Origin of the sequence: Candidatus Vallotiella adelgis, from assembly GCF_020541305.1 — a bacterium.
Classification (GTDB): domain Bacteria; phylum Pseudomonadota; class Gammaproteobacteria; order Burkholderiales; family Burkholderiaceae; genus Mycetohabitans; species Mycetohabitans adelgis.
The window spans coordinates 938,058-953,753 of the sequence record NZ_CP047396.1; the positions used below are offsets into that span (position 1 = coordinate 938,058).

General features: G+C 47.7%; 11 protein-coding genes. 3 read left to right on the forward strand and 8 right to left on the reverse strand.

Annotated elements, in window-relative coordinates:
- Positions 1–309 precede the first annotated feature (309 nt).
- Positions 310–1,194, forward strand: a complete 885-nt coding sequence (locus tag GJV44_RS03425; RefSeq protein WP_226806347.1) for a symmetrical bis(5'-nucleosyl)-tetraphosphatase — start codon at positions 310–312, stop codon at positions 1,192–1,194.
- A gap of 419 nt (positions 1,195–1,613) precedes the next feature.
- On the opposite strand, the gene GJV44_RS03430 is transcribed toward GJV44_RS03425, so the two are convergent.
- From GJV44_RS03430 to GJV44_RS03465, 8 genes are all read right to left on the reverse strand, one after another.
- On the reverse strand, positions 1,614–2,909 hold the full coding sequence (locus tag GJV44_RS03430; RefSeq protein WP_226806348.1) for a dihydroorotase: 1,296 nt from the start codon (positions 2,907–2,909) through the stop codon (positions 1,614–1,616).
- 32 nt (positions 2,910–2,941) lie between these two features.
- A complete protein-coding gene (locus GJV44_RS03435) occupies positions 2,942–3,985 on the reverse strand; it encodes an aspartate carbamoyltransferase catalytic subunit (protein ID WP_226806349.1) in 1,044 nt (347 codons plus the stop codon).
- 111 nt (positions 3,986–4,096) lie between these two features.
- A complete protein-coding gene (gene pyrR / locus GJV44_RS03440; RefSeq protein WP_226806906.1) occupies positions 4,097–4,609 on the reverse strand; it encodes a bifunctional pyr operon transcriptional regulator/uracil phosphoribosyltransferase PyrR in 513 nt (170 codons plus the stop codon).
- The gene (gene ruvX, locus GJV44_RS03445) at positions 4,596–5,036 is read right to left on the reverse strand and encodes a Holliday junction resolvase RuvX (protein WP_226806350.1); all 441 of its coding nucleotides are present in this window, start codon (positions 5,034–5,036) and stop codon (positions 4,596–4,598) included. Before ruvX ends, pyrR begins: the two co-directional genes overlap by 14 nt.
- On the reverse strand, positions 5,033–5,611 hold the full coding sequence (locus GJV44_RS03450) for a YqgE/AlgH family protein (RefSeq protein ID WP_226806351.1): 579 nt from the start codon (positions 5,609–5,611) through the stop codon (positions 5,033–5,035). The genes ruvX and GJV44_RS03450 overlap by 4 nt, the downstream gene beginning before the upstream one ends.
- 1,017 nt (positions 5,612–6,628) lie before the next feature.
- Positions 6,629–6,799 carry a rubredoxin gene (locus tag GJV44_RS03455; RefSeq protein ID WP_226806352.1) on the reverse strand — a complete coding sequence of 57 codons (171 nt, stop codon included), beginning with the start codon at positions 6,797–6,799 and terminating at the stop codon, positions 6,629–6,631.
- Between the two features lie 852 nt (positions 6,800–7,651).
- The gene (groL, locus tag GJV44_RS03460) at positions 7,652–9,283 is read right to left on the reverse strand and encodes a chaperonin GroEL (protein WP_226806353.1); all 1,632 of its coding nucleotides are present in this window, start codon (positions 9,281–9,283) and stop codon (positions 7,652–7,654) included.
- Positions 9,284–9,329: 46 nt separating this feature from the next.
- Positions 9,330–9,620, reverse strand: a complete 291-nt coding sequence (locus GJV44_RS03465; RefSeq protein ID WP_226806354.1) for a co-chaperone GroES — start codon at positions 9,618–9,620, stop codon at positions 9,330–9,332.
- A gap of 1,710 nt (positions 9,621–11,330) precedes the next feature.
- Here GJV44_RS03465 and GJV44_RS03470 point away from each other — a divergent pair.
- Positions 11,331–12,491, forward strand: coding sequence for an MFS transporter (locus GJV44_RS03470; protein ID WP_226806355.1), 1,161 nt, complete (start codon positions 11,331–11,333; stop codon positions 12,489–12,491).
- 1,254 nt (positions 12,492–13,745) lie between these two features.
- Complete coding sequence (locus GJV44_RS03475) at positions 13,746–15,581, forward strand: glycoside hydrolase family 15 protein (protein WP_226806356.1); 1,836 nt, start codon at positions 13,746–13,748, stop codon at positions 15,579–15,581.
- Positions 15,582–15,696: the final 115 nt, after the last annotated feature.

Here is a 15,696-nt window from a genome sequence, read left to right on the forward strand (position 1 = left end):
TCCTCAAGGAAATTGAGCAGAGAATAGAGGCATGGCCGTATAGAACATGCTATATACTGGCACAGTTATTTACTCTACCCACCCCAATAGAGCTGAGCCGTTCCCCTTGATACGCAATCGGGCCTTAGGTCGGCTACTTAGCGGCAAGCATAGTGGATTGCTAGATATTGCATATGACATAACATTGATTTCAGCGATTGCGTTAATAACTCGTAAAATACAAACATAATAAATTTCTTCATTGACATAAATGTCAAGTTCTAAAAACAGAAAGTTCCGTTAATAACCGAAACGTGATATAGAGCGCTGATGATAAGCCGCACCCCTGCCCCTGAACCAAACGCTTTAGCTAGACTTAGCCCTGATACCAATGTCTCAACACCAATCGGTATCGGTGATATCCAGGGTTGCTGTAATGCATTGAATCGGCTACTCGAAAAACTAGGGTCAACGGTTAATACAGCACTGTGGTTTGCTGGCGATCTAGTCAATCGCGGCCCCGCCTCACTTGCAGTGCTACGTCGTATAATCGAGCTCGGAGAACGTGCTGTAACCGTCCTCGGTAATCACGACTTTCATTTACTAGCAATTGCAGCCGGCGCGCATTATCCCAAACACGGCGATACGCTGAATGACATCCTCGCTGCACCAGACGCCGCTGACTTGATCTACTGGCTGCGCCATCGACCGCTCATGCACTACGACGGGAAACGACTGCTTGTGCATGCAGGCATCCTGCCACAATGGAATATTAGCATTGCGCTTAAGCTAGCGCATGAGATTGAAGTGCAGCTGCGAGGCAATGACTGGAAAGAATTTCTACAGTCAATATGGGGCAACGATCCAGATACTTGGCACAATACATTGAAAGGAAAATCGCGCTCCCGAGTAATTGTTAATGCTATGACGCGTATGCGCTTCTGCGATACACGCGGGCGGATGGAGTTCAGTGAAAGCGGGCCGCCGAGTACAGCGCCAACTGGATTTATGCCATGGTTCGATGTCCCGAATCGCCTTAGCAGTGATACGCTAGTGGTATTTGGCCATTGGGCAGCACTTGGGCTAGTGATGCACAAAAACATGATCGCGTTAGACTCCGGCTGTGTCTGGGGGAAGAAACTATCCGCTGTACAACTAGACACTGATCCACGGCGCCGGACTGTAGTCCAGGTTGACTGTAGTAAACAACGCTGATGTGCTCCGGGAAATGAAAACTTCAACCCTTAGTTCAGTGTTGAATTGCACATTCGCGTCTTGTCACTCCTATCTCTTTTACTACCTGCGGCAATATCAAACTAGCATGGCAGGCCAGCTTGCCTAAGCATAATATCCGCCATCATATACACGCTTGCCTAGATATATCTCTACTAGTTCATAGATAATCCGCTCCACTTAGCATACTGCATAATCGCAGTATTAAGTGCCTAGCTAACCAACGACTAGCTAGGCACGCCTTTTAGCCACAAATAATGTTGAAGGCTAGTGATTAATTAAGTAGATGATACTACCCCCTATAAGATGTAAGTATCGTCCGCTATTGCGCTGATATCGATGCAATACTCATTGAGGGCGGAATAAGCTGAGATTTTCTCTATATCACTAAGGAAGCTAATTTATACTTTTATTCGGTCACGGCTATCGTACACAACGCGCCCAGCTACAATCGTGGCACGTACCCGAACCGGCAATTCATGGCCTAGAAACGGCGTATTGTGCCCCTGACTTTTCAGCGCCTGTGGCTCGACGCGCCAATGCGTAGCGAGATCGAACACGCATAAGTCTGCAATAGACCCAGGCTCGATCCTACCAACTGGTAACCTGAGTAATCTAGCTGGTGCATAAGTAATCTTAGACAGCGCATGTGCTAACGACTGCCTCTCTTCGAGAGCCCACTTCAGCGTTAATGATAGCAGCAGCTCAAGCCCAGTCGCACCGGGCGACGCTTCACCGAAGGGCCGCAGCTTTTCATCGTCGTCTACGGGCGTATGATCGGAGCAGATTGCATCGATAGTGCCATCAGCAAGCGCAGCGCGGATTGCATCGCGGTCGCACGGTGATCGCAGCGGCGGATCGACCCGAAACTGAGCATCGAAATAGCCAATATCTAGATCTATTAAGTGCACATGATTGATTGTAACGTCGCATGTAACCGGAAGTCCTTCGCATCTGGCCGCACGCACGAGCGCAAGGCCTGCTGCTGATGACAAGTGTTGTAGATGAACCCGCGCACCTGTTGCGCGTATTAGTTCTAGGATTCTATGCAGTGCGATCGTCTCGGCAGCCACTGGCACTCCTGGCAACCCGAGCCGCGACGCGACTGGTCCGCTGGCAGCAATACCGCTACGACCTAGATAGGGGTCTTGGGGCCGCAACCAAACTGTGTAGTCGAATGTATTCGCGTATTGTAGTGCTCGCAGCAGTACTGTAGTGTCGATGATTGGCTGGTCCGCCTGTGTAAAGCCGACGCACCCCGCTTCAGTTAACTCAGCCATTTCGGTGATAACCTCCCCTCTAAGATGCACGGTTAATGCCCCGAGTGGATAAACGTGGACTTGGTCTAAGTTGCGAGCACGGAACTTCAGCATCTCGACCAGCCCTGGCTCATCGAGCGGTGGATCTGTATCGGGCGGACATACAAGGCTCGTCACACCCCCTGCCAGTGCAGCAGCCATTTCGGACTCTAGTGTTGCACGATACTCAAACCCCGGCTCGCGTAGTCGGGCGCACAAATCGACTAGCCCTGGCGCGATCGTCAGCCCTGTAGCATCAAAGGTTCGCGCATCATGTAACGGTGCTGCCACAGCATCGCCGATTGATAGGATTCGGCCATCGGCAATCCAGATATCCGCTTGCTGATCAGTGCCTGCTACCGGGTCGATAACACGACCACCCTTGATGTGAATCATCATTCTAGAAATTTTTCAATTCTTGTTGATGCATTTCAGTCGTTATTGCCCGCGACGATACTCATTACTGCCATACGTACTGCGATACCAAAAGTAACCTGATTTAGAATCACGGCTTGCGGTCCATCTGCGACACTTGATGCGATCTCAACACCACGATTCATGGGTCCTGGATGCATAACGATTGCATCGGATTTAGCGTAGGCTAGCCGCTCCGATGTCAACCCCCAAGTCTTAAAGTATTCCTGTGCGGATGGCATAAATGCACCACTCATCCGCTCATTCTGTAGGCGCAGCATAATGATTACGTCGACGTTATGTAAACCTTGCCGCATGTCGTGGAAAATACGTACTCCAAGGTGCTCTAACCCACTAGGCAGTAGCGTGCGTGGCCCGATTGCACGAATCTCGGGGACACCCAGCATAGTTAAGGCATGGATATCAGAGCGCGCAACGCGCGAATGGCGAATGTCGCCGACGATAGCTACCCGTAGCTGCGTGAAGTCACGCTTGTAGTGGCGAACTGTGTACATATCTAGCAACCCCTGTGTTGGGTGCGCATGGCGACCGTCTCCGGCATTAATTACATGCACGTGCGGCGCGCAATGCCGTCCAATAAGATAGGGTGCACCACTTTGCCCATGTCGGACGATAAATATATCCGCATGCATCGCCGATAAATTATTGATGGTATCTAATAGAGACTCCCCTTTACTTGTGGATGACGCATTGATATTTAAATTTAATACGTCCGCGGATAGCCGTTTCGCGGCAATCTCGAACGTCGTTCGCGTGCGCGTTGAATTCTCGAAGAACAGGTTGAATACGGATTTTCCGCGTAATAACGGAACTTTCTTAGTGCCGCGGTTAGTTACACTAACGAACTGAGTCGCGGTGTCGAGAATATGCATAACGACTGCAAGAGGCAGTCCTTCGATCGTTAGTAGATGCTTGAGTTCGCCATGACGGTTTAATTGTGGGTGACCACGCAGAAAACCGGGTCGACATGCAATAGATATGGGTGTGTCTCGGTGTTGTTCATTAGCTGGTTCGTTAGACTTTAGGGGGGCGGTATTCATGGATACACTGGCTCAGTCATGAACATAGTAAAAGCTACTAAGCCGTCAACGGATAAATCAAGTAATAAAACGTCGGACCAAGAAATAGCATCTATTGGCACAAAGGCGTTGTCATACTTGCTCTTCAGTGACAAATACCAATGCACCGCAGCTATCACGTTGCAGCACTAGTATCTCGGTCGCTGGCACGTTGAGCATTTTCGTGCCAACGAAGCTCGCAGCAATTGGCATCTCTCGGCATCCGCGGTCAATTAGCACGGCTAACTCAACGCATGCAGGACGGCCGTAGTCATATAGCTCGTTAATTGCCGCACGCATGGTTCGCCCGGTGAACAATACGTCATCTACTAACACGATATGCATGCCGTGGACACTAAACGGCAACGAAGTAGGCTGCGCTTGGCTGTGTAGACCTTTTTTCGCATAGTCATCGCGGTGCAGCGCAATATTAACCACGCCAAATAAAGCTACATCTAGATCCTGGGCTAGACGCTCAGCAATCCACGCACCACCTCTATAGATCCCCGCTAGTGCGGTCGTACCTAAGCGTATCTCATCTTCCAGCGTAGCCCGCAAGGAATCGCGCATCGCGCAATATAGCTGTTCCGCATCAATTGATGCGATAGCAGTACTCATTATCGCCTCTTGGATATCCCCGTTCATCAAAATACTGCTGAAGAATAATACATGCCGCCCGTGCATCTACAGCGACACCGCGTGCTCCTGCCGCTTTAGCCTCAACCGACGAATAGCGCTCGTCGACCCAGGTCACAGGTAAGTTAAAACGCCCATTAAGTTGGTTACCGAACCGCAGCGCCTGCTGCGTCATCCAATGCGGTGTATCATCAAGATGTACTGGCAGCCCAACAACTAGCTGTGTCGGCTGCCATTGGTTAATCAGCTCACCCACTGCAGCAAAACGGTATTTACGATTTCGGTTCTCAATAGTTGTAAGCGCCTGAGTGAAACGGGTTAGCGTATTGCTAATTGCTACACCAATACGTTTATGTCCGTAATCGAACGCACATAACGTAGTCACCACTATACTCATGCGTGGCCTGCTTCTCCGGAAAGCATCGTCAACGAGATACCCAGTAGCGAGAGTGCTGCGTCAAAACATTGCTCAGCCGGCACGTCAAACACGATTTTTGGATCTGCTTCGACAGTTAGCCAGCCATTCTTTGCAATCTCATCCTCAAGCCGCCCTGGGCCCCAGCCAGCATGGCCGAGCGTCAGCAGGAATCGTTTGGGTCCATTACCACTCGCAACCGCTTCAAGCACATCCTTTGATGTGGTCATTTCTAATCCACTAGGCACTGATATCGACGATGTATAGTTGATACTATCAACCGGGTCATGCAAAACAAAGCCCCGTTCAGTCTGTACCGGCCCCCCAAAATAGACTGGCACATGTAACAATGGCTCAATTTCTAACTTCAGATCGATACGAGAAAACAGCGCCTGTAGATCGATATCGGTCGGCCTGTTAATCACCAATCCAAATGCACCGCGCTCGCTGTGATCGCAGAGGTATACCACTGTTCCGGAGAAAATAGAATCAGCCATGCTCGGCATGGCGATCAGGAACTGGTTGGTCAAGTTGATGCGATCAGTAGTCTTTGACATATTCTGTATTCTAGCAAAGACTTAGTAGTCTCTAACAATTTTGGTGATAGCACTTTTCTAGCTCCACGATAGTCAAGCTACGCGGCTAACTACCTTCGATGGAACTAGCAAGATCGGAACAGAGTAGCAGCCGCATCGGTATTAGTCATTAGAAATATTGATTGCAATGAGCTAAAATAGCTGGTTCAGTATCTTTTCGGTACGATTTGCAACATGCTTTCCGCAGTCTTAGTAACCACACAGAGAACTATAGCTGGTCGATACAGCTAGCGCACCCATTATTGCATCCTATCGTATTAGTCAAGCTCACTACACTTTTTAAGCTAACTACTGACGCCATTGCGCTAAGTCAATATATAGGACTATACCCAGTAAGATATGTACATGTTTTCCTGTAGGGAGACAACAGCGTGATGCCGTCTTTCCCTAATCTAGCCATCATATGGCATAACTACTTACAGGAAATCGTCGGCATGGGTACACAACTACTTGTTATAGGGTTAACCGTGTACTAGTAAGGAGTCCCACTACACCTGATGGCTGTATGCCTTAGTTATGCAGTGTGTTATTTTAGGTCATATCAACTACCTTATCGGCGCATCACCCGATCTATACATAGTCCCGCATATACAATATTCACAACGCTGCTAGCATGATAAGCATCTGCTTCAAATAAATACGTAGAAAAAATGCGTAGTATTTGCAATACGCTAGTGGTAAAAGACGATATATAAATCTCTAGAATCACACCCCTATGAGATAAAAATATAACTCATTACTACATATCTAGACCACTAATTGGATATGAGATAGCCGCTAATACTAATCGCACAGCTAAAACGAGGCATTTAACTAAACCTTTATAAGATTGTTTATCTGTTTCGCAGCACCGCCAAATTGTAGCAACCCCCAGAGATGAGCATCTCGGCAACTACAGTTCTGTCGGCTTATCCCGGGCTGCCATTATCGTATAATAGCTAGGAATTTACAGGCTTACTAAATGGAGAATTTAATTGTTCAGATTTGGAGCATCTCAAAATCCTCCTTTCGTGCACCGCACTCTGGGCACGTCCAGTTAATTGGAACATCCTCCCAACGCGTGCTTGGTGTAATCCCCTCTTCTGGAAGACCGGCTTCTTCATCATAGATCCAACCGCAAATCAGGCACATCCAACTCTTATATTTCATCTTATTGCCATATCGAACGAGTAATCTTTTGCACTGAAAAGTACGAGATAGTGCTTTGTCATAACGTTACTGCCTAGTAATAACTAGAGTACGATCAGTTTATTCGAGGATATACGCCGTCATGTTACTCGTGACGTAGCTGTCACTACCCCCCCCTGTTTGATGCGTTACAATCTCTATATTCAGAGATACGATTGCGATCGTTCTAATCTTTAGATTGTCGGACCCCCGCCCGACTCACGTATTAACTCTTAAAGTAAAACCACTTACTTTAAACCGTTGCTATAGTCGGGTGTTATCGCTTATCTACCTAGACAGAGATAGAAATAAATGTTGTGCATTAACACACGGGGCGTCTTAACTGTCTAATACGCTGTTTAGCAATAAAAGCCAGATTCGTCAAATACTGGAAGACCATTGTCGGCAAGCGACTGATGTAGATTGCTTAATACGCTAGGTACTGTAATCCACGATACTGCTTCGCTAAATACTAAGACCCAAGCTAAAGTGGTGCGTAAGAGCAGAAGATGCGTACCAAGTGGTTCAGCACTCTTATTGGATTTCTAGTCCAGTACTATAGTCCAAGGGACAAGGGTCAAAAATCGCCGCCTGCAGGGCTAAGTAACATTAGCTAGCATGTCGAATTACACTATTTTAACGTAGTTTGTTTACATGAAAAGTTACTCTTGAGGTTTTTTATTCTAAAAACAGCTCGGATACATGTAAAAAACCTCATGTTCCGAAAAACATGAGGTTGGTCAGTGGTTTAACCCAAATTGTTTCAGGATTTTAGATCCTGATGAACAGCACTTCTTAAGAGGTGCTGTTCAGGCTCTATCAGAACGAGCTAAACTACATATCCATGCCCATGCCAGATGGCATACCAGCTGGTGCTGGTACATCGTCTTTTGGCAACTCACATACTGCTGCATCAGTCGTCAATAGCAGACCGGCAACAGAAGCTGCATTTTGCAGAGCGGTTCGCGTGACTTTAGTTGGATCAAGTACGCCGGCCTCGACTAGATCACCGTATTCACCACTTGCTGCGTTATAGCCATAGTTGCCTTTTCCAGCTGCTACAGCTGCGACCACGACACTAGCCTCTTCGCCGCCGTTCGTCACAATTTGGCGAAGAGGTTCTTCCATCGCACGCAGAACAATCTTAACGCCAGCTTCTTGGTCAGCGTTTTCACCCTTAACACTGGCGATTGCAGCATGAGCACGGATTAGCGCGACACCGCCACCCGGCACGATCCCTTCTTCAACAGCAGCACGTGTGGCGTGCAGCGCATCTTCAACACGCGCTTTCTTTTCCTTCATTTCTATTTCAGTAGCTGCACCAACTTTGATTACTGCTACGCCGCCCGCGAGCTTCGCGACACGCTCTTGAAGCTTTTCACGATCGTAGTCCGATGTTGCTTCTTCGATTTGTGTGCGGATCTGCTTTACACGCCCTTCAATGTTCTTAGCTTCTCCAGCACCATCGATAATTGTTGTGTTTTCTTTTGCGACTTCTATGCGCTTGGCTTGGCCCAACTCTTGAAGCGTCGCTTTTTCTAGCGAAAGGCCAGTTTCCTCGGCAATCACCTGTCCACCGGTTAAGATCGCAATATCTTCAAGCATCGCTTTTCGACGATCGCCAAAGCCTGGCGCCTTGACTGAGACGGTTTTTAGAACGCCTCGGATGTTATTTACCACTAGCGTCGCGAGAGCTTCACCTTCAACGTCTTCCGCAATAATGAGCAATGGACGGCTGGCTTTAGCTACTTGCTCAAGGACCGGCAGCAAATCACGAATGTTCGAGATTTTTTTGTCGTGCAGTAGCACGTACGGGTTCTCGAGAACAGCGACCTGCCTATCCGGGTTATTGATGAAGTACGGTGATAAATAGCCGCGGTCAAACTGCATACCTTCGACTACCTCAAGTTCATCAGCAAGTGACTTTCCATCTTCAACTGTAATTACACCTTCCTTTCCAACTTTGTTCATCGCCTCAGCAATGCGATCGCCGATTGATGCATCACTATTAGCAGAGATTGAGCCGACTTGCGCAATTTCTTTGTTGGTTGTGCAGGGTTTGCTGATTTTGCGCAGCTCGTCGACTGCTGCAGAAACTGCTTTATCGATGCCACGCTTTAAATCCATTGGATTCATACCTGACGCGACATACTTCATACCTTCGCGCACGATTGATTGCGCTAGCACGGTTGCTGTCGTCGTACCGTCACCAGCGTTATCGCTAGTCTTGGAAGCTACTTCCTTGACCATCTGCGCACCCATGTTTTGAAGCTTGTCTTTCAGCTCGATTTCCTTCGCGACTGATACACCGTCTTTGGTCATCGTTGGTCCACCGAAGCTACGTTCAAGAACTACGTTTCGGCCTTTCGGACCAAGTGTCACCTTCACTGCGTTAGCAAGAATATTCACACCCTCGACCATCTTCGCACGGGCGGAATCGCCAAACACGACGTCTTTAGCTGCCATCTTTTAACTCCTTAGAATCTTTGGAAAGCCGAACAAACTGCAACCGTTACTTTTGGACGGCCGCCATAATGTCTTCTTCGCGCATAACGAGCAACTCTTGCCCATCGACCTTGACTGTCTGGCCGGCATATTTTCCGAACAATACACGGTCGCCTACCTTGACATCGAGCGCAACCTGCGCACCCTTGTCATCACGCTTGCCCGGGCCAATGGCCAGGACTTCGCCCTGATCGGGCTTTTCGGCCGCTGAATCAGGGATCACAATACCTGATGACGTCTTAGTTTCTTGGTCCAGACGCTTGACGATAACGCGATCGTGCAAAGGACGAAGGTTCATACACACTCCTTTATATTTCAGGCTGCAACGCTTTTTAACGTTAGCGCTTGGCAAACCAAGCGCCTTAGTAGCACGGGTTGTTAGCACTTACGTGCGGCGAGTATTAATTATATGGACGAGTGAAGACTATTTCAAGAACCCGATCGCGCTTACAGAAGTTGCTGTTTCTAGATTCTGATGGCTGTCGGGGTACAGGAATTGCTAATTACGTTAGAATATATTGACATACTGAGATGAGGTCATAATGCCTAAAGACGTTATCTAGCGAAAGAATTAAATTTATTTTTCATAATAGCAAAATTTCACAACAGTAAATAAGAAACCATGGGAATGAATCTATGGAAGATTTATAGCATGCGTCCTTAGGGACGCCCTAGCAGTCGAGGTCTGGCGCAGCCTGCACCAGGAAAGGATATTATGCTTTAGGTTAGCGGTCAGATTGATTTCTATCGATTGATTATGTCATTGAAATACATCTAATTGGCGTAGACAGGAGACCACACTGGGGTATGCTTTTTCTGGAGAAAAACAAGTTTTAAATTCAATGCTTGCTTGTCAAGCATTGAATAGACTGAGATATCTGAGGAATATGTGTTGCTGTGTTAAAGCGGTACTGCATGATTGAACTTGCAAACATACTCCAGTTAATCTGGATATCGCTGTAATCAGTTAGGGAAAGACTAGCTAAATAAATAAGCTATATAATATTAACCGCGCGAGAATCATATATTCAAAACAGCGGCTGGCCTCTACCTATCTACCTAGCATCCCGCTTATACCATAGCTATTTTTATCAGTATTACTAGGTTATTCATTATGAGATAACTACCCTAGAGAGCTCGTAGTCTTTACGCATCGATTTAGAATATCATGCTGCCGATCCCAGATACACCTTAGGTGTATCTGGGATCGGACCATCGATCATAGCCTCGTGATTACCTGAAGACTTACGCTATAAAGCGTGTTAATAAGCCTGACGTACAATTGTACTAAACTATAATGCAGGAATAAGCTTATATTATCCCTATAATATACTATAGTACCTTTTTCTGTATTAGACTGTTCATCACTACTCAGTCAGCCTTGCCGAACCTCCGAATATAGAAGATCTAGTTTTTCATAGAGCCTAATTCTAGGTAAACACATTTAGTATGCTACCGGGCTTTGAACTCGAACACGTAGTAGCTGAACAACACACGGCAACATGAGATATGCTGTGCATTAGTAACATTGTTCTAGGTATTGCCAGCGCCGTTTCTGCACCCGTATATGTCAGAAAAGTCGCAATGCATGAGGCGAGTCTCGATTATATATCTCACATAATGTAGGGCCTAGTCGGTCGCTACGTTTGTTTGAAATATCCAGCTCGCTGGTGTTATGCCAACCGACATCAAAATGCTACTCATCGTAGCGTGAGTGAACGATGTCCTGAAACTCTATTTATGTTTTTATGCTAAACCAGGAGAGGGCAATTCTTTAGTATGGCATGACTAAGCGCCAGAATAATTGGCTAAGATCGGTTATTGTGTTATTTACCCAGAATAGACATTGCAATATCTCTTCGTACACCCGAGCTAGTGACTTTGTCTACAGTCAAGGATAAATAGGAAGCGATCCCGTATGCGTGGCAGCACCTCCTGCTGAGCGCTTGAATAACCAGTACAGCTAACTGAAATTACCCATGAACGCGCTGAACTTATCATACTTCGAATGAAAGTTATTTTCACACGCGATTTTTTCGCGTTAATTGCTATTGTTGCTGTCTTAGGGCTAGGAATCGGCGCAACATTGCCGCTGACTGCCTTAGCATTAATGCAAGCTGGCTATGGCTCACACGTAGTCGGCATGCTGACCGGTGCGCAGGCGATTGGCGGGATTGCGATCGTACCATTCGCAGCGCGCATTGTGTCGCGTATTGGGGCACGTCATATCATTATTAGTATGGTGTGTATAACGTCGATCTCGACGCTTGCGATGCAATTGACAGTTAATCTCGTGGTCTGGGCCCTCTTAAGAGCAATTGCTGGCGCTGCTTTAATGCTGCTATTTACGATTACAGAAACCTGGATGCACCAGCTTGCAAACGATCGATCTCGTGGGCGAATTGTTGCGCTGTACACAACTAACTTCACGCTATTTCAAATGACCGGCCCGCTGCTCGTCAGCGTGATCGCCGACTATCCGGAGTGGCGTTTTGCATTGTGCGGCGCGATCTTTCTTCTAGCACTGCCGGGCCTGTGGATCATACGCATTACTCGAGATATGGGCCCAGCTGACCAAGAGCTCTACAGTGCTTGGAAAACTGTATTGCCATGTATGCCGTCACTAGTCGTCGGTGCAGGTTTTTTTGCGCTGTTTGATACACTAGCTCTGTCGTTGCTACCGTTGTTCGCGATCCACCACGGAGTGGCAACGGAACTAGCGGTTCTCTTCGGCTCAGCGATTCTGCTTGGCGATACACTGTGTGCGTTTTCTCTTGGATGGCTAGCCGATCGCATTGGTCGAAAGCGAGTGCACTTAGGCGCTGCTATTGTGGTAACACTTCTACTGCCGACATTACCAGTGATCGCCGCGCAGCCATGGCTATGCTGGCCCGTTTTGATCGTGCTCGGCGCAGCTGCAGGTGGAGTCTACACATTATCACTAGCTGCAATCGGCGAACGTTTTTGTGGAGCAGCTCTTGTGACTGCCAGCTCGTTGATCGGTGCATCATGGGGGATGGCAAGCTGCTGTGGACCAATCATTACTGGCACATTAATGCGTGTGTTCGGCCCTGATGCACTAGTCGGTGTGCTACTCACTGGCGTTATCATGTTTATCTTTGCGCACCTCTGGGAACAGCATGCTGCGAAAAGTTCAACGCACGGCTAAAAAATAGGAGCATCGACCAATTTATTGGCTCGAACTGAAAAATACTAACTAATAGTACAGTTCAAGTATACCGCTTAGTTTAGTCAGTAACTAACTAGCTTTAATGTCAGTAGATATGCTGACATGCAACCAGCCCCCCGCCTGCGCGGGCTATCTATTACTATAGTGCCCTCAAAAATTTTACTAGCATTGATCTAGCACAGAAATGACCAATTTTACTAATTTGAATAATATTGCTTGATCGATGAAACAGCTCTTCTTACTAATCCCCTCAAACACTCGCCGCCGCCCTAATGAAATTAGGTGGACGGTCCTGTACAAGCACTTATCTTCGGGCATAAGCTTAACAAGGGATCTTTCTGCATTGTCGTTCTTTACTACGCATATTGCAAATCGCTAGCTGCTCTTACATATACATTATGGCTATTAAAAAATCTTTTAGTGCTATTTCGAATATTATTGGCTCGTTTTGCTTAGCTTAAATCCGGCTTATATAATCATCGATCTGCCGGAGTAGATAGTCGTCACGTACGGATATTTTTGGTTATTTAACTAAGATATGGCAAAGTTATAGCGTTCAACAACGCATACTATGTCCAACACTACCAGAATCTGGTAGTGTTGGACATAGTATGCGTAAACTTCATTCAGAATTCATGAGCGTTTCATGATGCAGTGATCAAGCCGCTGGTGGATTATAATTGTGGAAAAAGCTCAGCTCCAATTGCTGCAGTCATATGATGTGCAGTGCGTCAAAAGTCTGGTCCTTGACTCGGTCGACCTAATCTGGAAGACCGCGCAAGCGGTCCGTATCCGATGTCGCAAAGTCAAAACATCCCTTCTTTTTTTAGTGACCGACTGATACAGCGTTAGTAACAGCTAGATATATGCATACCGCGCCAAGCACGGCCTCAACCTCTCGATTCATCGAGACAACCAGGATAGCTAGTTATACCGGAGATGATCTATCTACACAAATACGAATTTTTCCGGATGACCTGGCCATGATAGTCAGCAAGGAATATGGAAACAGCACACTCGGCGTGCTGCATGATCAGCGCGCCCCATCACTTATGGTTAGCAACGCTTTCATAATCTGCATATCACGGTCTATATTGCGATTGCTAATATTGATTGCAAAATCGACTAGCTATATCAGTCTTGCGAGACACCGGGAAGCTGGTGCAGACTGCATGTTATGCGCTGTAGATGCACCCTACTTAATTCCAACTTAGAACGCCGAGATATTTCACGATGATCTTGTTTCCCACTGAGTCATCCAAGACGACACCCCCACCTTATCCTGCTTTCCATCGTTCACTGGATGTCGGCGTTATCGGTAATTGTGCATTCAGTGCGCTGATTGATAAGATGGGCTCTATTGTCTGGAGCTGCCTGCCGCGTTTTGATGGCGATCCAATTTTCAACGCACTAATTGACACTTCAGACCATGCCGGCCTGTGGAGCCTTGAACTAGAAAACTATGCACGTAGTGAACAATTCTATGAGCCAAACACCGCCGTACTGCGAACACGTCTATATGATACGAACGGACAAGGTATCGAGATCACTGACTTCGCTCCGCGTTTCCACGCACGCGGGCGTTATTTTCGCCCCACGACAATCGTGCGCCGTGTGAAGCCACTGCAAAGCGCAGTTCGCATCACACTACGACTACGACCGCGTTTTGACTGGGGCCGGCTCCCGCCGGGGATTACACACGGCAGTCATCACATCCGCTATGTTGGACCCGCACAGACGCTTCGTCTCACAACTGATGCGCCATTATCTTACATCGTTGCGGAACAGCAGTTCCTTCTTGATCGCGAGGCTAATTTCATCCTTGGGCCAGATGAAACGCTTTCTGCGGGTATTGAGACCAACGCGCGCGACTTCGAGCAGGATACAATTCAGTACTGGCGCACGTGGACTGGCCGGCTTGCAATACCACTAGAGTGGCAAGATGCAGTGATACGCGCAGCGATTACACTTAAGCTGTCATTGTTCGAGGATACTGGTGCGATTATCGCCGCAATGACTACTAGCATTCCAGAAGCACCGAGCAGCAGCCGTAATTGGGACTACCGCTATTGTTGGCTGCGTGATGCATTTTTTGTTGTACGTGCGCTGAACAGCCTATCTGAAGTCGGAACTATGGAGGACTATCTATGCTGGCTGCGTAACATTGTATTGCGCTCTCAGGGCGGACATATTAAACCACTGTATGGCATTGGCTTAGAAGAATCCCTACCAGAGTCAATCATTGAGCATCTGGGCGGATACCGAGACCAAGGGCCGGTGCGCGTAGGAAACCAGGCACACGAGCATTTCCAGCACGATGTGTATGGCAATATCATCCTGGGTGCCACACAGGCTTTCCATGACCGACGTCTAATACGTCCAGCTGGTTTCTTCGAGTTCGAAAGCTTGGAGGCTGTCGGCGAGAATGCCTACCGCATTTATACAAAACCGGATGCTGGCATGTGGGAGCTACGCTCACGTGCTCGTATCCATACCTCGTCAGTACTAATGAACTGGGCTGCTTGTGACCGGCTTGCAAAGATTGCATATACGCTTGGTCTGCCTGATCGCGGGATGCTATGGCGGAGACGTGCTGACGAAATCCGGGAATACCTGCTTAATAACTCCTGGAACGAGGCGCGGGGCGCATTTGCTGAAAGTGTCGGCGGTCAAGATCTAGACGCGAGCGTGCTGTTGATGGCCGAAGTCAACATAATTCACCCGAAAGATCCACGCTTCGTATCTACTGTCGAGGCACTCGAGCACTCGCTATGTGATGGGCCCTATATGCGGCGATATGAGGCACCAGACGACTTTGGCAAGCCAGAAACTGCCTTCAACATTTGCACATTTTGGCGCATCGACGCACTAGCTAGAATCGATCGTCGTGAAGAAGCGCGTGCAATCTTCGAAGCAATGTTAGCGGCACGCAACCATCTCGGATTACTATCAGAGGACACACATCCAGTCACAGGCGAGATGTGGGGAAACTTTCCGCAGACCTACTCAATGGTCGGAATTATTAACTGTGCGATGCGGCTTTCTGCGCCCTGGGATTCAGTTATCTAAGAAGGTTTTGCCGCATGCGCGGTACGCAGCGTTTAAGAAACAGATTCTCAGATTTTTTTGGTTAAATCGTTGACTGTCTCAGTGGTAGCTTCCTTTATTATGTTCAACTATGTTG